Source organism: Ruegeria sp. D6, from assembly GCF_056534365.1.
Window position 1 is genome coordinate 228,692 of record NZ_JBQFPH010000003.1, and the last position, 17,640, is coordinate 246,331.

Here is a 17,640-nt window from a genome sequence, read left to right on the forward strand (position 1 = left end):
GCACTTTTTACAACGCGAAATGTTCACCCAGCAGGTTGAAGCTGACCACCACCATAGTCAGGGCAAGACCGGGCGCGATGACGAGGCGGGGATATTCCTCAAGATAGCTCATGCCGTCGACCAACATCTGGCCTCATTCCGGTGTGGGCGGTTCGACCCCCAAACCCAGAAAGGACAGCGTGGCAATCGCCAGCACCAGCGCGCCTGAATCCGCTGAGGCATAGACCACCACCAGCGCCAGCACATGCGGCAGGATATGGCGCGAGAATATGCGTACATGGCCCGCACCCATGATCCGCGCGGCCTCGATATACGGCTGATGCAGTTCTGATGCGACGACGGAGCGGCTCATGCGGGTATAGTTGGCCCACCATGCCATGGTCAGCGCCGCGATCAGGCTGGGCAGCGACAGTACGATGTCGATGGCGCTGATCAGCACAAGCTCGACCTTGCCGCCGGCATAGCCTGCTAACGACCCGATCACCACGCCAATCAACAACGCCGAGGCCAGCACCATAGAAATGGCAAACAGAGACACACTCGCGCCATTGATCAGACGGCTGAGCATATCGCGGCCCAGATAGTCGGCGCCAAGCCAATGGGCGGCACTAGGACCCTGCAGGATGGCGCCATAGTTCTGCGCAGTTGGATCATATGGGCTGATCCACGGAGCGAGAATGGCGATCAAGGTGAACAGGGCCACAGGGGTGATCACCAGCCACGGCAATTTTTTTTCAGGATATGCATTCTTCTGCCTCCGGATGCGGCGGTCGATCAGCATGCACAGCAGGTCGACAAACAGGTTAACGAACACAAAGAACACGATGAAGGTCAGCAGGATCGCCTGCATCGAGACGAAATCGCGGAACCGGATCGCCTCGATGAAGAACGCGCCGACGCCGTTTGAGGGCAAAGACCGTCTCGACCACGATCGACCCGATGATCATCAGCGTGAACTGCGCGCCGAATGTGGTCAGGTAAGGCACAGCTATATTGGGCAGCGCCTCGCGCAGCAGCACGCCTGACCGGCCATATCCCTTGGCAAAGCCAGTGGTGGCGAAAGGGCGAGCCATCACCTCTTGCAAGCCGACGCGCACCACACGGCTGAGCACCGCGTCGGGAAACAGCGCAATGGTCAGGCACGGCATGATCCGGCTGGCCACGCCTGCGCCGCCAAATGCGGGCAGCCAGCCCAGCGTGACGGAAAACAGAATCACCAGCAGGGCCGCGACAAAGAAATTGGGGGGCGAGGCCGCCAGCAGCGAAAACGCCCGTAGCAGCCTGTCGATCCAGCCACCATTGCTGATTGCGCCCGCAAGGCCGACCAGCAGCGATAGGAAAAAGACGATCACACCACCCCAGATCAGCAGGGTGGCGGTTATGGGCAGGCGTTCGGCGAACTCCTGCCCGATGGGTTTGCCGAACCGCAGTGAGATGCCCAGATCACCGGCCAGTGCATCGCCCAGCCACCGGACATAGCGGACGGGCAGAGGGTCGTTCAGACCCAGCTCATCCTCGATCTGTGCAACCAGTTCCGCCGAAGCCAAAGGGCCGACGACACGCTCGGCCATCAGCGCGGCGCGGCGGGTAAGAATTGGCATTTCGATTCTCTAAAACTGTTGGGTCAGAAAGTCCGACGTCGATACTCAGAGCTTCTAATGTGACTTTTGATTGCGCATTAGATTGCCCGGGTGGGCGGACACTTCGCTATCAGTCTGAAGAAGATTTCAGCCCGAGCGATACGTGAACTTCATGCGTGCGATCACCCAAGTCTTGGAGGATGAAAAATGTCCGTTGACAGCTCAAACACCTGCGAACACCGTGACGACATAAGGCAGATCGATCGATAACCCCGCTCGGCCGCCGTCGCCATCTGAAATGCGACAAAAGGTACTTCATGTACATGCGTCGTGCTGTGGTTGACAGTGAGTTTTACCGGAGCACTGTCATCGTCCGAGGGTTTGTTACTTTGATTGTGCGACACATGTCGTGAAGCGAATTGAGCACCCAGCCCAGAAGCCACAGGAGCCGATTTGGCTGACGCTTCTGCCTGATGGGTGACTGCCGGATCTTAATGAACATGAGAACCAGCTACAAGTGAGGCTGTCAGACAATCAAGAAGCAGTCCAAAATACACTGTGCGGGCCCAGTATAGACAGCCCGTAAAGTGAAGCGGGGTGGTGCTTCTATACGTTTTACCTCTGCAACCAACTTCGCTCCCATCCATGGGTGGTTCAGACAAAAGGCGTTTACCTTTGGCACTGAATGCCTAGTGAAGACGGATAAACACGTCCAATACCATCTTTTATAAACATGCAATATATCATTATGTCTACACATTTATTATTGGCTTTTCGAATCGCAGCACCTCATCGGCGATCAGAGGCTTGCACCGAGCGCGTCAGCTGGCGATGCAAACTGTCGACGATGATCACATGTTTGTGCGGCCCCGCACCTTTCAGGTGAGGGTGGTCGGGCGGCAAATCAGGATGCTCATGCTTTACAGGTAGATCTGCGTCTATTGGCCAGATACGCCATGCCGTAATTAAGCCGAGGCACGCCAGACCCGCCAGCACGAGCATCGTAACCAGGGTTCCGAATTCAGTGATCAACCAGCCGGAAACCGGGTAAAAGACCAACCAGCAGGCGTGTGACAATGCAAACTGCGCTGCAAACACGGAAGGCCGATCTTCAGGATGGGCGGACCGCGTCAGAACACGCCCCCCAGGAGTGAGCATTGCTGAGTACCCCGCGCCGATCGTAAACCAGCCAACCATGATGGTCGACATTGATATAGGAATGGCTACAACGCTGAGGGCCAATAGCGCCAATGCAAGTATGTTCAGTATTGCACCGGATAGCATGACCGCGCGCGCGCTGTGGTGATCCAGCAAGCTCGGGATAGTCATCGCCATCATCATTGACCCTGCCCCGAAAGCGGCAAGAACCAAAGCGACGGCACTTTCTGACAATCCCAAATCACTGCGGACAATGACAACTGTGTTGACAATGACCATGGCGCCCGTAGCAGAGATGACCCAATTTACCGCCAGCAATCCTCGCAATCGGGGCGATCTGAGATATAACCGCATTCCGCGTGTTGTCCGATCGTAGATACCTCTCGGTTTGGAAGGTTTCGGCGATGGCAGCAATACGGATGCAACCAGAACGGCTGATGCAATGAAGCCCAAGACGGTGCCCCAGAACAGATTATCATAGCTCATGAACGTTAGCAGTGCGGCAGCCAAAATCGGGCTCAACAAGCTCTCCATATCCACGGCCAATCGCGAAAGAGAAAGTGCTTTGGTGTATTCTTTCTCATCCGGCAAGACATCAGGAATGGTTGCCTGAAAGGCCGGTGTGAATCCGGCGGATGCCGATTGGAGGATGAAGATCAGCACATAAATCTGCCATACCTCGGAAACAAAAGGCAACGCCAAGCCGACTGCCGCTCTGACCAGATCTAACGCGACCAACATTGCGCGCCGGTCCAGACGTTCCGAGAATGCGGCAGCTAAAGGCGCCACCGTGACATATGCGACCATCTTGATCGTAAGCGCAGTTCCCAGCACCAACGCAGCAGAATCTTCGGCAAGCTGAAAGGCGAGCAAACCGAGAGCCACTGTTGCCAAACCAGTGCCCGACAACGCTACGATTTGGGCGAAGAACAGACGGCGATATGTTCGATTTTTCAGAACTGAAAGCATCGGATCAAAGATATTTGCTAATACTCTTCAATTCTTCCGCGGCTTGCCTGGAATCATCCCTGCCCGTCAGACAGTGATCGATATGGTCGTGAATAAGCGCTCGTTTTGCGTTCGTAACTGCTTTTTCAACCGCGTGTAGTTGCTGCGCGACGTCTGCGCAGGGACTCTGCTGTTCTAACATCTTGATGACTTTCGCAAGATGGCCTTCGGCCCGCTTAAGCCGCGCGATAATCGTTGGGTGTGAGGTGTGCTTGTGATTCATATCACAACCATATATCCCTACCAGGGGGATAGGACAACAGGAAATCCTGCCGCGTCAATATGGGTTCGAAATTTGACTCGATTATACTAGAGATCTGGTTCAAAGGCGCACTGGCATCAACGCTAGCTGACCAGCCCAGTCGCGCTCACAATGAAATTCCGCGTGTATTAATGGCAACTGCTACTCAGCGGCGCTCTTGAGTGAAGCCATAAGGTTGCGAAACTTCTCACCTTGTACGGCGACATGGTCACGCAGCGCATTCGCTGTTTCTTCCGGTACGCCTTTTTTCAGGGCTCTGACAATTTCTTCGTGTTCGGCCATGGACTGGGCCATACGACCACGGAACCGAAGCTGCTGTCGACGGAATGGTTTGAGCCTTCTGTGCAGCTTGGAAGTTTCTTGCTCTAAGAATGCATTGCCGGACTGTTGATAGATGATTCGATGGAACCGCTCGTTTTCCAGGTAGTACGCATCGGGATTGCCCGCATCCACGGCCAGTTGGCATTTGCTGTTAGCTTCGGTCAGTTCAAGCAAAGCTTCATCGGAAATGCGCAACGCCGCAAGTCGACCACAAACGGCTTCAAGCTCGGCCATGACCTCGAACATCTCCATCAGTTCCACCGGGCCGGGCTGTCGGACAAAAGCGCCCCGCCGCGCTATCAGATCGACCAACCCCGACAAGGCAAGTCTCTGGAATGCTTCCCTAAGTGGCGTTCGTGAGACCCCGAACTGCTCAGCCAGTTTGACCTCATCTAGACGGTCACCGTCCGAAAATGTCCCGTCAAAAATCAGCTCTTCCAAATCCTGAGCGATGGTATCTGCAAGTCGTTGGTCCATAGGTTTCTGTTTTACTTGTGATTAGGCGAGAACTCAAGAAATCATATCTTGTATACAAAAACCTTGACTAAAAAAACATTACTGCCCTATGCTTCTATTCATCCCCGGCTCATCCGGGACTGAAAACGGGAGGAAAAAATGAAATCAGTGTTCAAAACGGCCGTCGCTGCGTTGGCGCTTGCATCCGCAGGTACATTGGGGTCAGCGGAGGAACTGCGCCTGTCACATCAGTGGTCGAACAAGGACATTCGCCATCAAGTAGCACAGATTGTTGCAGACGAGGTTGCGGCGGCGGACGTTGATCTGGAAATCAAGATTTTCGGCTCGAAATCGCTGTTCAAGCCGCGCGAGCAGTACAAGCCGCTCAGCCGCGGTCAATTGGATATGACCATACTGCCGCTGTCCTACGCCGGCGGTCAGCAGCCTGCCTATAATCTGACGCTGATGCCGGGATTGGTGAAAAACCACGATCACGCTGCCCGTCTGGCCGACTCGCCCTTCATGGAGGCGTTGGAAGAGAAAATGGCTCAGGACGACGTGATGGTGCTGGTGCATGGCTATCTGGCCGGTGGCTTCGCCGGTAAAGACAAGTGCATCACGAACCCTGAGGATGTCGCAGGCCTGCAGACTCGCGCGGCAGGTAAATCCTTTGAGCAGATGCTGGCCGGCGCTGATGCCTCGATCGCATCAATGGCGTCGTCGGAAATCTATAACGCCATGCAAACCGGCGTTTTGCAGGCGGCCAACACGTCGTCCTCGTCCTTTGTCAGCTACCGCATCTACGAGCAGGTTGCCTGCTATACTCCTGCGGGCGATGTGGCGCTGTGGTTCATGTATCAGCCGCTGCTGATGAACAAATCCACCTTCGACGGACTGAACGAAGATCAGCAAGCCGCATTGCTGGCTGCATCGGAAAAGGCACAGGCCTTCTATTTGGAAGAGGCCAAGAAACAGGACGCCAACTCGGCCAAAGTTTTTGCCGACGCCGGTGTTGAGATTGCGGAGATGAGCGCCGAAGACTTCGAAGCATGGCGTACGCTGGCAATGGAAACATCTTACAAGGCCTTCGTAGAAGAGGTTCCTGATGGGCAGGACCTGCTGGACAAGGCTCTGGCGGTCGAATGACCCCATCTTGTCGGGCGGCCTGCCGCCGCTCGGCATCCGATCTTGGTTCTGATCTTCTCTGATCTTCAGACTTAATTGCATCTCAATCACAGGAGGCGCAAATGGCCGGTCATAGCTCTGCCGTTGCTTCCCACACAGGGAACAATCCCTTCCTTCGCTTTGTCGCTGCACTTTCAACTCTGGCTGGATGGTGTTCCGCAGGCATGATCGTCGCTGCTGTCGCCATCACCTGCCAGATGATCATCGTGCGCTTCGTGCTGAATCAATCGACCATTTGGCAAACCGAAGCGGTCATTTATCTGGTCATCGCCGCAACCCTGGTCGGTCTGCCTTATGTGCAGCGCCTGCGCGGTCACGTGAATGTTGACCTGATCCCGATTTCGCTCGCACCTCGAGCCCGCTTTTACATGGCGATCCTGACTTCGGTTCTGTCCATCGCCATCGTCTCAGTCATGCTGTTCTACGGCTACGAATATTGGCACTTCGCATGGGAGCGCGGATGGAAATCCGACACCGTTTGGGGCGTTCGTCTGTGGATCCCCTACCTCGCCATCCCAGTTGGCTTTGGTCTGCTGTTGTTGCAACTGATCGCCGATCTCGTCGCCGTCCTGCTTGGCATCGATAAACCATTTGGTCTGGAGTAAAGCCGATGGATCCCCTTCTGCTCGGCGCTATTGTCGCCATCGCCACCATCCTTGTTCTTTTCTCGGGCGTGTCCGTGGCCATCGGCCTGCTGATCGTCTCGGCTGGGTTCCTGATCGTCTTCGACGGCCCGCGCTCGCTGGAACTGATGCCGGAAATCCTGTTCGGCAAACTCGATAACTTCGCCCTTCTATCTATACCGATGTTCATCATCATGGGGGCCTCAATCGCCTCTACCAGAGCCGGAGCAGATTTGTACGAAGCGCTGGAACGCTGGCTGACCCGTGTTCCCGGCGGTCTCGTCGTATCAAACCTCGGTGCCTGTGCCCTATTTGCGGCTATGTCCGGTTCGTCACCCGCGACCTGTGCCGCCATCGGCAAGATGGGTATCCCGGAGATGCGCAAACGTGGCTATCCTGACGGCGTCGCCGCCGGTTCGATCGCTGCAGGCGGTACACTGGGAATCCTGATCCCGCCATCGGTCACTATGATCGTTTACGGTATTGCCACCGAAACCTCGATTGGCCGTCTGTTTCTGGCCGGTGTGATCCCAGGCCTTATGCTGGTGGGTCTGTTCATGGCCTGGTCGCTGTATTCGACCTGGAAATCCGGTGACGCGACCCGTCTGGGTTCGGGCAGCTACACCTGGGCCGAACGGTTCGAGATCCTGCCGCGCGTGCTGCCCTTCCTCGGCATCATTCTGGGTGTGCTTTACGCCATGTATGGCGGTATCGCCACCCCGTCGGAAACGGCTGCGGTCGGTGCCCTGCTCTGCCTGTTGATCGCGATGATCATCTACAAGCTGTGGAACCCCAAGGACATCTGGGTCGTGCTGCGCGACAGCACCAAGGAAAGCGTGATGATCCTGTTCATCATCGCCGCTGCCGGTGTGTTCTCTTACATGCTCAGCTCGCTGTTCATCACACAGGCGATTGCCGAATGGATTGGTACGCTGGACGTGAACCGCTGGGTTCTGATGGGTGCGGTCAACGTGTTCCTGCTGATCGCCGGGTTCTTCCTGCCGCCCGTCGCTGTGATCCTGATGGCGGCACCGATCCTGCTGCCGATCATCACCACCGCTGGCTTCGATCCGATCTGGTTTGCGGTTGTACTGACCATCAACATGGAGATTGGCCTGATCTCGCCCCCTGTCGGCCTGAACCTCTATGTGATCAACGGCATTGCGCCCGACATCTCGCTCAAGACCATCCTGACAGGCTCTCTCCCCTTCGTGGCCTGCATGGTGATCGCGATTGTCCTGCTGTGCCTGTTCCCCGGTCTGGCCACATGGCTGCCTGACTTGGTGATGGGAGCAGCGGTATGACCCTGCTGGCGGATCTTCTATCCACCGTGTTCGAGCGGCGTTACCGCCGCGACAGCGCGGTGGCTCCGGATGGCCGACCGCTGACCGAACTGGCCGACGCGCTGGTTGGGTCAGCGGGAGAAACTTCGGGGCTGGCGCTGGCCGAGGAAATCCTGACCCGGTTCGATACTCTGGACGACGACGAAAAGCTGGAGTTCTTCCGCTATATCGCCTCGGCTATGAATATCGACCCCGAGGCGGTGCGGTCGTCGCTGGATGAATACGAACGCGACCCATCGAAAGCGACCTATCGCAGCTTTGCGGCTGCGGTGGAACCGGCCCGGCAGGAAATGATCCGCCGGTTGAACCGCGTGCCCGGTGCCACCGGCGCACTGGTACAGATGCGCGCTGATCTGCTGCGGCTGGGCGGCAAGGAGCCCGAATTGCAGGCGCTTGACCTGGACTTCCGGCACCTGTTTGCCAGCTGGTTCAACCGTGGCTTTCTGGTGCTGCGCCCGATCAACTGGGAAAGCCCGGCGCATATTCTGGAAAAGATCATTGCGTATGAGGCGGTCCATGCCATCGACAGCTGGGACGACCTGCGCCGCAGGCTGGAACCCACTGACCGGCGCTGCTTTGCCTTTTTTCATCCCTCGATGCCTGATGAGCCGCTGATCTTTGTCGAAGTGGCGCTGAACAGCGGTATTCCGGGTTCCGTACAGGCCTTGCTCGCCGAAGACCGCGATCCGTTGCCCGAAGATCAGGCCGATACGGCTGTGTTCTACTCGATCTCCAACTGTCAGGCCGGGTTGGCCAGCATCTCTTTCGGCAATTCGCTGATCAAACAGGTGGCCTCGGACCTGTCGGCTGAGTTGGCGGGGCTGAAAACCTTCGTCACGCTCTCGCCAATTCCGGGGCTGACCAAATGGTTGTCGCAGGAAGGCATCGATTGGAACATCGAAGAGCCCGATCAGATGAAAGCACTGGCCGCACATTACCTGTTGAACGCCAAAGGTCGGGGCGATCTGCCGTTCGATCCGGTGGCACGGTTCCATCTTGGCAACGGTGCACTGGTCCATGCGGTTCATGCCGACGCGGATGTTTCGGACAAGGGCCGGGCACAGTCCGGTGGCACCATGGTCAACTATCTTTATGACCTTGGCCGCGTAGCGCAGAACCACGAACAGTTCGCCAACACCCGCGAGGTAATCGCCTCGTCCGAGGCCAAATCGCTTGCCGCGTCAGCCTCTCTCACCACGACACAGGAAAGGTAACCCTTATGGCCAATCCTCTCTATGACGGTTTGTTCGGCGCACATGCCGGTAAAGACACAGCCTTCTTGCAGTTGCTCGACGGAACGACCATCACCCATCAGGACTTCCTGAGCACCGCGGCACAAATCGCCCATGTGGCGACGCAGCTGGGCCTGAAACCCGGCGACCGGGTTGCGGCACAGATCGAGAAATCGCCCGAAGCGCTGGCGCTATATGCTGCCTGTGCGCAGGCAGGTCTTGTATTCCTGCCGCTCAATACCGCTTACACTGTGGATGAATTGACCTATTTCATCGAAAACAGTGGCGCCTCGCTGATCGTTTGTGACAGCCGCAGCGAAGAGAAACTCGCCCCGGTTGGTGCGCAGCTAGGCGCGAAGGTGGAAACCCTGAACGCCGATGGCAGCGGCAGCCTGATGGAGCAGGCTGCAGCAATGCCTGCCAGCTTTGAGACCGTTGACCGTGATGGCGACGATCTGGCCGCATTCCTCTATACATCGGGGACTACAGGCCGATCGAAGGGTGCGATGCTGACCCAGAACAACCTGTTGTCGAATGCACAGACGCTGGTCAAAGAATGGCGCTTCACATCCGACGACGTGCTGCTGCATGCGCTGCCGATCTTTCACACTCACGGACTATTCGTGGCCACCAATGTCACGCTGGCTGCAGGCAGTAGCATCGTTTTTATGCCCAAGTTCGATCTGGATGAGATCATCGGGCGGATGCCCAATGCCACGACCATGATGGGCGTGCCAACCTTCTACACCCGCCTTCTGGACGATGACCGCTTCACCAAGAATCTGGCCGCACATATGCGCCTGTTTGTTTCAGGCTCGGCACCCTTGCTGGCCGAAACCCATGTACAGTTCGAAGAACGCACCGGCCATCGCATCCTTGAACGCTATGGCATGACCGAAACTAACATGAACACCTCGAACCCCTATGACGGTGACCGCCGCGCAGGCACGGTGGGCTTTCCATTGCCTGGGGTCGAGCTGCAGATCTGTGATTCAGACGGCAATGCGCTGGCTCAGGGCGAGATCGGCGAGATCGAGGTGCGCGGGCCCAACGTGTTCAAAGGTTACTGGCAGATGCCGGAGAAGACTGCCGCCGAACTGCGCGAGAACGGGTTTTTCATCACTGGCGATTTGGGTCGGATCGACGAAGACGGCTATGTTCATATTGTTGGCCGCAACAAAGACCTTATTATTTCAGGCGGTTACAACATCTATCCCAAAGAAATCGAGCTGATTCTGGATGACCAGTCCGGCGTGCTGGAAAGCGCCGTTGTGGGCGTTCCACATCCCGATTTCGGCGAAACTGTTCTGGGCGTGATCGTTGCAGAGCGGGGCCAAACCCCCGATCTGGACGCAATGATGGAGGCCGTGCGCGGTAGCTTGGCGCGGTTCAAGCATCCACGCAAACTGATCCTGCTGGACGAACTGCCCCGCAACACCATGGGCAAAGTTCAAAAGAACATCCTGCGCGACCGATACAAAGACATGTTCGTGGCAGCGTAAGATGACCCTCCCCGGCCCAGTAGCCCCTCTTCTCGATAATGCTACGGGCCTAGCTTCAACAACCAGGGCAGGCGGACCTGTTCCCTTCTCTGGTTGTTGAATTTTTCTACCTGCTGGAGAACCAGAAATGTATGGAAATATTCTAGTCCCTGTTTCCTTTGATACCGACCGCGACGCGCAAAGAGCGCTGGATGTCGCACAAACTCTCCGCTCGGATGGTGGTCATATTACTCTATTGCATGTCATTGAGCACCTTCCGCAATACACAAGCGACCTGCTTCCTGAAAACCATCTGGATATCGCAAAGACCAGCGTTACTGACAAACTGGGCCCACTAGTCGACGGGGTTGCGGACTCCAAAATTGAAATTGTCGAAGGACAGTCGGGCCGTGGAATTCTCGATTATGCAACGAATAACAATGCAGACTGCATCGTTATCGCAAGCCACCAGCCTGGATTGCAGGATTATCTTCTGGGGTCCACAGCGGCACGCGTAGTCAGGCATGCAAATTGTTCCGTACACGTGGTGAGATAGTCTGGTCTAGGGATCAGAAGCAACGCCCACACACGACCGTCATACACCGCTAATACATCTGAAATGGCACTGAGCGGTCTATTCCAAGTCGTGTTTACGATATTCTCTAAGAGGAAAAAGAGTGACCAGCCCGAATACGTCTAAAGTGTTAATCCTTCTCGGCCCTCCTGGTGCCGGTAAGGGAACGCAATCCCGACTGCTTGAGCAAAAATTTGACTTGGTTCAGTTGTCGACAGGCGATTTGCTCCGCAGATCGATTGAAAGCGGCAGCGAAACAGGCAAGGCGGTGGAATCCATCATGGCTGAAGGCAGGCTCGTCGGAGATGACATCGTCATTTCGATCTTGCGTGACCGTATGAGGGATTCGGACTGTGCCGGAGGGGTGATATTAGACGGATTTCCACGCACGCTTAGTCAGGCGCGCGCATTGGATCAACTATTGGCGGAAACGGGGCAGCAGATCAGTGCTGTCGTCAGTCTTGCGGTGGATGACAAGAAGATGGTCGACCGCATTTCCGGTCGCTTTACTTGTGCAGGATGTGGCGAAGGTTACCATGATACATTCAAACCGCTTGAGGCAGCGGAACGCTGCGACAATTGCGGAGGCTCTGAGTTCAAGCGCCGCGCTGACGACAGGGCCGAAACAGTCGCCGCACGACTGACTGAATATCATAAACAGACTTCACCCTTGATCGACTACTATAGCCATATGGGCGTTTTGGCGAATGTTGACGCAATGGGACCGATCGAGGCAATCAATCGAAGCATCGAGGCCGCCATATCGTCAAGGTCGTGATGACAAAAGAAAGCAGAGGAATAAGACCTTTGCAATTACGCTTAGCCAAAGCAAAAACAGACCCAAGAAAGGCTGTTCAGACGTCATTTTCTTAAATGCGAAGCGTCTTTAAGAAAAGAAAAGCGCTTGCGGTAATCTCCTGGCGAGAGGTCGACTATTTCGTGAAACATTCGGCGGAATGCTGAAACATCCATATACCTTATATCCCGCGCGATGGTTTCGATACTGGACTGGGATAGTTCCAGCCTCTGACAGGCATTGGTGATGCGAAGCTGTCGCAGGTATTCCGATGGCGTGAAACCCGTGGCCGTCAGGAATCGGAATCCAAAAGTGCGCAGCTCAAGTCGAGCGGTGCGGGCCAATTCGGAAACCGGGATCGGGCCCGCATAACGCATTTGCACCCAATGCTGAGTTCGAAGGATTGCGTTGCCCCCATGAGTCAGGTTGGGCGAAAACGAGATGTAAAAGCTCTGCGCCCGCTCGCCAGGGTCGATCAGAAAAAAACCGGGCGACCTGCATCAGTGGTCGCGGTGCGAGCAGGTTGGTGGGCAAAGTGCTACTACCACCTCCAACGAACAAGACAGGGGATGCCAGATTGAGATCGACGTTCACTCGGTCCCAGATCTATTGTTCATAAGGCATCACCAAATTGGACGATGTCGTGCTAGGAGGTTTAGTCGATAAGATCTTTGCGACGCATGTAAGGTGCGCTCTGCAGCATTCCAGCCACTACTTGAGCACCCATTACGGAGAGCAGTGCCATGACCGTCGGAGATGATGCCATTGGGACAGTCATCACGACAAGCGCCGCTCGCACATTATTGATCGCAGCCTTGCACTCGTATTTTGCGACAAGGCTTCGCGCGCACTGTCTGAGGAAAACCCGGCGAGGAAGGTTGTGATGACTGCAGCCCATGTCACCAATGGGGTGTCGAAGAACGGGGCAATTACACGGCCTGCGGTGACCTCAAGTATTAACCCTATGGCAGCCCAAAAGAGGATCGAACTGATTGTGAACAAGAACATCAATGCGATCCAGTCAAAAGCCACCTTAATTCGCGAGTTGCTCCTGAGTTTCAGGTTATCTGCGTATCGATCTATTGTTATGCCGGTAAAAAAGAGTTTCGGAATACAAGCAAAATGAGAAGTCCACTGCGACTGAGCTTCGCAAGTGTTGTTATTGCCCGCGCCTACGCAGTGTCATGTTTTGTATTTAAGTGATTTTCTTTTCGCTCTTTCAGCAGGTTCGTCAACCAATCCGGGTCCATCTCGGGAACCGAACTTAGCAGCAGCTTTGTATAGTCCGGGAAGGGTTCGGATAGAACGGTATTCTTCAATCCCTGCTCAACGACTTGACCATTCAGCATCACAACAATCTCGTCCGAAATAGCCTCGACCGTGGCAATGTCATGCGTGATGAACAGATAGGAAATTCCGCGCTCCTTTTGTAGGCGCATCAGCAATTGCAGTATGCCTTCCTGCACAAGCTGGTCCAGTGCGGACGTCACTTCGTCACAAATAATCACCTCAGGGTCGGCGGCCAGAGCGCGAGCAATGCAAATTCTCTGTTTTTGTCCGCCGGACAATTCGCTGGGAAGACGATCATAGAAGTCTTCCGACAACTCGATGGCTTCAAGCAGTTCGATGACCCGGTCCTCCTGCGCCCGGCCCCGCAGACCATGATAAAATTCCAGCGGACGTCCAATGATTTCGCCTACGGTTTGACGCGGGTTCATCGCGGTATCGGCCATCTGATAGATCATCTGAATTCTGCGCAGCTGATCACGGCTGCGGTTTTTCAGTTCGTTTGGCAGGACCTCGCCATTGAACGTGACCTGCCCGCTTGTGGCGGGCAGCAAGCCGGTGATCACCCGCGCCGTGGTCGATTTACCAGATCCGGATTCGCCGACAATCGACACCGTGCGCCCCCGCGGCAGGCTGATTGACACATTGTGCAACACCTTGGCGCTCTTGCCATAGGCCGCATCCACACCGTCAATTTTAAGGATGATATCATCCGAAGTCTCGGCTTGTTTTTGCAACAGACGCACGGACCAGAGGGATTTGGTATACTCTTGCTCGGGCGCAGACAGCATTTTGCGCGTTTCCGCCTCTTCTACCTCTTCTCCATAGCGCAGCACCTTGATCCGGTCCGCCATCTGCGCGACCACCGCCAGGTCATGGGTTATGTAGATTGCGGCGGTATGAAATTCTTCGACGATCCGGCGCATAGCAGTCAGAACTTCGACCTGGGTCGTCACATCCAGCGCAGTTGTCGGTTCGTCGAAAATGATCAAATCGGGACGGGGTGACATCGCCATGGCTGTCATGATCCGCTGTAACTGGCCACCGGAGACCTGATGCGGATAGCGGTCACCAATCGTTTCGGGATGCGGTAACGACAACGAGGCATAAAGCGCGCGGGCATCCTCACGCGCGACATTCTCGGGTTGCAGTCCCTCGCGCACCGTTGCAGCAACGGTCTGATCCAACAACTTATGCGCCGGGTTGAACGACGCAGCCGCCGATTGGGCCACATAGGCTATCCGCGATCCCCACAGATGCTGCAGCACGTGGTCGTCCAGATCCCGCAACTCCTGCCCCTTGAACCGGATCGAACCGCCCGTGATACGACAGCCGGGCTGAGTGTATCCCATAGCCGCTTTGCCCAGCGTCGACTTGCCCGCGCCACTTTCGCCTATCAGGCCCAGCACCTCACCGCGCTTCAGGGTCAGGTTGACACCTCTGATGATCGGATTCCACTTTTCGTCCGAGAACCCCTCGATACGGATGTCGCGCATATCCAGCAGAAGGTCAGTCTCAGTGTTCATCGCGTAATCCACTTGTTTTGTGCAAGAACCAGTCGACGACAAAGTTGACCGCCACAGTGATCAACGCGATCGAGGCAGCGGGCAGCAGCGGCGTGATCCCGGCCTTGAAATCATATTTGGCGAACTGGATCAGGTTGGCGGTCTCGCGCACCATTGTGCCCCAATCGGCGGTGGGGGGCTGAATACCGACGCCCAGAAAGCTGAGCGCAGCGATGGTTAGGAAAACGAAACAGAATCGCAGCCCGAACTCGGCCACCAGCGGAGGCATGATGTTGGGCAAAATCTCGCGACGCATCACCCAAGGCAGTTTTTCGCCGCGCAGCCGGGCTGCCTCGACATAATCCATCACTGCCACGTTCACCGCCACAGCGCGAGTCAGGCGGAACACGCGGGTTGAATCCAGAATCGCAATAATCAAAATCAACGACAGCGCCGACGAGCCGAAAATCGACAGCAGCATCAGCGCGAAAATCAGGCTGGGAATGGCCATAAATACATCTACGCCCCGGCTGATCAATTGATCCAGCCAACTGCGGTTAATCGCAGCGATCAGCCCCAGACCGCCTCCGATGAAGAACGCCAGCAGCGTAGTGAAAAAAGCGATACCGATGGTGTTGCGCGCGCCATAGATCAGCCGCGACAGGATATCACGCCCGATCTGGTCGGTACCCAGCCAATGCTCGGACGACCAGGGTGCGTAAGGCGTCGGGAATACCTCGGCCTCACCATAAGGCGCGATGACCGGCGCTCCGATTGCCATGATTAGATAGAACAGGATCACAAACATGCCGAAAATTGCTGTCGGCGGCGCTTTCTTCAGCTCGATCCAAATACGCTCGCGCTTGCTGCGACGGGTCCGCACGCGACCCACCTCGGCGGCGGCTGAATATGTCTTGCTTGTCTGGCTCATTTTGGGTGCAGAAGCCTCGGGTTGGTGACGATTCCAATGATGTCGGCAATCAGGTTCAGAAGGACATATGTGGCGGCGAATATCAGGGCGCACGCCTGAACCACCGGGATATCGCGCGAGCTGACAGCATCGACCATCAGTTGGCCGACGCCGGGATAGACGAACACCACCTCGACCACGACCACTCCAACTACCAGATAGGCCAGGTTGAACGCGACCACCGTTGAAATTGGCGCCCACGCATTGGGCAGCGCGTGATGCAGAACCACGCGGCGGGCGTTCTCTCCTTTCAACCGCGCCATCTCGACATAGGGTGAAGCTAGAAGACTGATCAGCGAAGCCCGCGTCATACGCATCATGTGCGCGACGATTACAAGTGTCAGTGTAAGCGCAGGTAATATGCATTTGACGATCCGCTCGACCAGCGGCATCCCTGGCTCCACATTGGCCAACGACGGCAACACCGGCCATAGCGTTCCGAACAGCAAAATTAGGATATATGCCACAAAAAACTCGGGGAACGAGATCGCCGTCAAGGTGCTGGCGCTGGCCAGCTTATCATAGCGCGAATTGCGCCACAGCGCGGTGGTAATACCCAGAAACAGCGCTAGCGGAACCGAGATCAGCGCCGCCATACCCGCAAGAAACAATGTGTTCCATAAGCGCGGTGCGACCAGTTCCACTACCGGACGTGATCGATCAACACCCGAACTCGCCCGACCTGAGAACGACGTTCCCAGATCCCCGGTCGCCAACGCACCGATCCAATCGAAATATCGGATATAGGCAGGTTTATCGAGGCCAAGCTCCGCCCGGATCACCTTTCCTGTCCTCTCAGATGCAGAAACTGCAGAGCGGCCGGATTTCGCGTCGTATCTTCATATCAAGCGCTCTGGCTGCGGGCCTTGCCATTCCGGCGGCACTGAGCCTATCCGGACAAGCACTTGCGCAGGTCCCTAAAAAAGGCGGAGCGATCAAATTTGGCTTTGGCAGCGGTTCGACTACCGACTTTTTAGACCCAGCAACCTATGAAGGCACGATCAAAACCGCTGTCGCCTATCTGTTCGGCAACAACTTGGTCGAATTAGACGCAAACGGAAATTTAGTGCCCGAACTCGCGACCGAGTATTCCTCGAACGACGCAATCACTTGGGTATTCACCCTGCGTGAAGGGGTCGAGTTCCACAACGACCAAACCCTTACCCCTGCCGTTGTCATCGCCACAATCGACCACCACTGTGGCGAAGGATCGAAATCTGCGGTGAACGGTTTGGTTGCCCAAATCAAATCGATGCGCGCCGATGGCAACAACGTGGTGTTCGAGCTGGATCCGGCAAATGCCGACTTCCCATCATCCTGTCTGGCTATCACTTGGTCATTATGCCTTCGACCGATGGCAAATTGACCGACCCACAATCCGGAATTGGCACCGGTGGCTAATTCATTGAGGTGTACGAGCCTGGCGCACAGGCGAAGCCGCCGATCGCTTCAACGCCATCGTGGTCGAGGCCCGTGCAGAGCTGGACGACGCCAAACGCCGCACTCTGTATGCCGAAGCGCAGACTTTGGTTCATGATGATGGCGGTGCGATCGTTCCGATGTTCGCCAATCATATCATGGGTGTTGCCAAAACCGTCGCCCAGGGCGAGATCGCCGCGAATTGGGAAATGGATGGTGCCAAAGCCCCTGAACGCTGGTGGCTTGCCTGATCGCGCGCTCTCCGTCTGGTGGCCCGTGTCGGCAGATTTCTGGCCTGCAGAGACGATAGATGTCGCTTGCAGGCCTTTCTGTCGCAATCCAGCTTGCTGCCGCTATCTTGAAACTGCACATTTCGCCCATGACACAGACTGATATTCCGAATCCTACGGACCGCCGCGCAACCGGCTGTGATCTTGTGA

General features: G+C 56.0%; 19 protein-coding genes. 10 read left to right on the forward strand and 9 right to left on the reverse strand.

The genetic code is table 11. The features are described 5' to 3' along the window. Positions 1-133: 133 nt before the first annotated feature. The 5 genes from ACR0A1_RS12990 to ACR0A1_RS13010 all read right to left on the reverse strand — a co-directional run bounded on the left by ACR0A1_RS12990 (position 134) and on the right by ACR0A1_RS13010 (position 4,806). Positions 134-850 carry an ABC transporter permease gene (locus ACR0A1_RS12990; RefSeq protein ID WP_480751467.1) on the reverse strand — a complete coding sequence of 239 codons (717 nt, stop codon included), beginning with the start codon at positions 848-850 and terminating at the stop codon, positions 134-136. Beyond that, positions 804-1,601: an ABC transporter permease gene (locus ACR0A1_RS12995; RefSeq protein WP_480867831.1), complete on the reverse strand. Its 798-nt coding sequence runs from the start codon at positions 1,599-1,601 to the stop codon at positions 804-806. The genes ACR0A1_RS12990 and ACR0A1_RS12995 overlap by 47 nt, the downstream gene beginning before the upstream one ends. 768 nt (positions 1,602-2,369) lie before the next feature. Continuing rightward, entirely contained in the window at positions 2,370-3,707 is a 1,338-nt protein-coding gene (locus ACR0A1_RS13000; protein WP_480867833.1) for an MFS transporter, read from the reverse strand. Between the two features lie 4 nt (positions 3,708-3,711). Then, positions 3,712-3,969: a metal-sensing transcriptional repressor gene (locus ACR0A1_RS13005; protein ID WP_170465639.1), complete on the reverse strand. Its 258-nt coding sequence runs from the start codon at positions 3,967-3,969 to the stop codon at positions 3,712-3,714. 180 nt (positions 3,970-4,149) lie between these two features. Beyond that, on the reverse strand, positions 4,150-4,806 hold the full coding sequence (locus tag ACR0A1_RS13010; protein WP_170423179.1) for a GntR family transcriptional regulator: 657 nt from the start codon (positions 4,804-4,806) through the stop codon (positions 4,150-4,152). A 138-nt stretch (positions 4,807-4,944) separates the two neighbouring features. Here ACR0A1_RS13010 and dctP point away from each other — a divergent pair, with 138 nt between their 5' ends. From dctP to ACR0A1_RS13045, 7 genes are all read left to right on the forward strand, one after another. Then, positions 4,945-5,931, forward strand: a complete 987-nt coding sequence (gene dctP / locus ACR0A1_RS13015) for a TRAP transporter substrate-binding protein DctP (RefSeq protein WP_170596400.1) — start codon at positions 4,945-4,947, stop codon at positions 5,929-5,931. Positions 5,932-6,032: 101 nt separating this feature from the next. Further along, a complete protein-coding gene (locus ACR0A1_RS13020; protein ID WP_170423175.1) occupies positions 6,033-6,575 on the forward strand; it encodes a TRAP transporter small permease in 543 nt (180 codons plus the stop codon). A gap of 5 nt (positions 6,576-6,580) precedes the next feature. Beyond that, a complete protein-coding gene (locus tag ACR0A1_RS13025) occupies positions 6,581-7,897 on the forward strand; it encodes a TRAP transporter large permease (RefSeq protein ID WP_170423173.1) in 1,317 nt (438 codons plus the stop codon). Beyond that, positions 7,894-9,150 (forward strand): malonyl-CoA decarboxylase, encoded by a 1,257-nt coding sequence (locus ACR0A1_RS13030; RefSeq protein ID WP_480762848.1) that lies wholly within the window; start codon positions 7,894-7,896, stop codon positions 9,148-9,150. Before ACR0A1_RS13025 ends, ACR0A1_RS13030 begins: the two co-directional genes overlap by 4 nt. A gap of 5 nt (positions 9,151-9,155) precedes the next feature. Next, positions 9,156-10,670 (forward strand): malonate--CoA ligase, encoded by a 1,515-nt coding sequence (locus tag ACR0A1_RS13035; RefSeq protein ID WP_170465649.1) that lies wholly within the window; start codon positions 9,156-9,158, stop codon positions 10,668-10,670. A 127-nt stretch (positions 10,671-10,797) separates the two neighbouring features. Further along, positions 10,798-11,205, forward strand: a complete 408-nt coding sequence (locus ACR0A1_RS13040) for a universal stress protein (protein ID WP_170423167.1) — start codon at positions 10,798-10,800, stop codon at positions 11,203-11,205. A 145-nt stretch (positions 11,206-11,350) separates the two neighbouring features. After that, complete coding sequence (locus tag ACR0A1_RS13045) at positions 11,351-12,001, forward strand: adenylate kinase (protein ID WP_480459561.1); 651 nt, start codon at positions 11,351-11,353, stop codon at positions 11,999-12,001. A gap of 83 nt (positions 12,002-12,084) precedes the next feature. Here ACR0A1_RS13045 and ACR0A1_RS13050 read toward each other — a convergent pair whose 3' ends face one another. Continuing rightward, entirely contained in the window at positions 12,085-12,396 is a 312-nt protein-coding gene (locus ACR0A1_RS13050; RefSeq protein WP_480867837.1) for a helix-turn-helix domain-containing protein, read from the reverse strand. Positions 12,397-12,902: 506 nt separating this feature from the next. Between ACR0A1_RS13050 and ACR0A1_RS13055 the strand changes: the two genes are divergently transcribed. After that, positions 12,903-13,145, forward strand: a complete 243-nt coding sequence (locus tag ACR0A1_RS13055; protein ID WP_170511620.1) for a hypothetical protein — start codon at positions 12,903-12,905, stop codon at positions 13,143-13,145. A gap of 46 nt (positions 13,146-13,191) precedes the next feature. On the opposite strand, the gene ACR0A1_RS13060 is transcribed toward ACR0A1_RS13055, so the two are convergent. Genes ACR0A1_RS13060 through ACR0A1_RS13070 form a run of 3 tightly spaced genes read right to left on the reverse strand, consistent with a single transcriptional unit; the run spans position 13,192 to position 16,563 of the window. Beyond that, positions 13,192-14,832, reverse strand: a complete 1,641-nt coding sequence (locus tag ACR0A1_RS13060) for an ABC transporter ATP-binding protein (RefSeq protein ID WP_480867840.1) — start codon at positions 14,830-14,832, stop codon at positions 13,192-13,194. Then, on the reverse strand, positions 14,822-15,742 hold the full coding sequence (locus ACR0A1_RS13065) for an ABC transporter permease (RefSeq protein WP_223118569.1): 921 nt from the start codon (positions 15,740-15,742) through the stop codon (positions 14,822-14,824). The genes ACR0A1_RS13060 and ACR0A1_RS13065 overlap by 11 nt, the downstream gene beginning before the upstream one ends. Next, a complete protein-coding gene (locus tag ACR0A1_RS13070; RefSeq protein ID WP_480586088.1) occupies positions 15,739-16,563 on the reverse strand; it encodes an ABC transporter permease in 825 nt (274 codons plus the stop codon). Before ACR0A1_RS13070 ends, ACR0A1_RS13065 begins: the two co-directional genes overlap by 4 nt. A 17-nt stretch (positions 16,564-16,580) precedes the next feature. Between ACR0A1_RS13070 and ACR0A1_RS13075 the strand changes: the two genes are divergently transcribed. Both ACR0A1_RS13075 and ACR0A1_RS13080 read left to right on the forward strand, forming a co-directional pair. Beyond that, a complete protein-coding gene (locus ACR0A1_RS13075; RefSeq protein WP_480706409.1) occupies positions 16,581-17,147 on the forward strand; it encodes an ABC transporter substrate-binding protein in 567 nt (188 codons plus the stop codon). A gap of 94 nt (positions 17,148-17,241) precedes the next feature. Next, positions 17,242-17,451, forward strand: a complete 210-nt coding sequence (locus ACR0A1_RS13080) for a hypothetical protein (protein ID WP_480439034.1) — start codon at positions 17,242-17,244, stop codon at positions 17,449-17,451. The last annotated feature ends 189 nt before the right edge of the window (positions 17,452-17,640 follow it).

Coding starts and splice junctions, on each gene's coding strand:
- ACR0A1_RS12990 (WP_480751467.1), bottom strand. CDS start 850: ATGCAGGCGATCCTGCTGACCTTCATCGTGTTCTTTGTGTTCGTTAAC.
- ACR0A1_RS12995 (WP_480867831.1), bottom strand. CDS start 1,601: ATGCCAATTCTTACCCGCCGCGCCGCGCTGATGGCCGAGCGTGTCGTC.
- ACR0A1_RS13000 (WP_480867833.1), bottom strand. CDS start 3,707: ATGCTTTCAGTTCTGAAAAATCGAACATATCGCCGTCTGTTCTTCGCC.
- ACR0A1_RS13005 (WP_170465639.1), bottom strand. CDS start 3,969: ATGAATCACAAGCACACCTCACACCCAACGATTATCGCGCGGCTTAAG.
- ACR0A1_RS13010 (WP_170423179.1), bottom strand. CDS start 4,806: ATGGACCAACGACTTGCAGATACCATCGCTCAGGATTTGGAAGAGCTG.
- dctP (WP_170596400.1), top strand. CDS start 4,945: ATGAAATCAGTGTTCAAAACGGCCGTCGCTGCGTTGGCGCTTGCATCC.
- ACR0A1_RS13020 (WP_170423175.1), top strand. CDS start 6,033: ATGGCCGGTCATAGCTCTGCCGTTGCTTCCCACACAGGGAACAATCCC.
- ACR0A1_RS13025 (WP_170423173.1), top strand. CDS start 6,581: ATGGATCCCCTTCTGCTCGGCGCTATTGTCGCCATCGCCACCATCCTT.
- ACR0A1_RS13030 (WP_480762848.1), top strand. CDS start 7,894: ATGACCCTGCTGGCGGATCTTCTATCCACCGTGTTCGAGCGGCGTTAC.
- ACR0A1_RS13035 (WP_170465649.1), top strand. CDS start 9,156: ATGGCCAATCCTCTCTATGACGGTTTGTTCGGCGCACATGCCGGTAAA.
- ACR0A1_RS13040 (WP_170423167.1), top strand. CDS start 10,798: ATGTATGGAAATATTCTAGTCCCTGTTTCCTTTGATACCGACCGCGAC.
- ACR0A1_RS13050 (WP_480867837.1), bottom strand. CDS start 12,396: ATGCGTTATGCGGGCCCGATCCCGGTTTCCGAATTGGCCCGCACCGCT.
- ACR0A1_RS13055 (WP_170511620.1), top strand. CDS start 12,903: ATGACTGCAGCCCATGTCACCAATGGGGTGTCGAAGAACGGGGCAATT.
- ACR0A1_RS13060 (WP_480867840.1), bottom strand. CDS start 14,832: ATGAACACTGAGACTGACCTTCTGCTGGATATGCGCGACATCCGTATC.
- ACR0A1_RS13065 (WP_223118569.1), bottom strand. CDS start 15,742: ATGAGCCAGACAAGCAAGACATATTCAGCCGCCGCCGAGGTGGGTCGC.
- ACR0A1_RS13075 (WP_480706409.1), top strand. CDS start 16,581: ATGCAGAAACTGCAGAGCGGCCGGATTTCGCGTCGTATCTTCATATCA.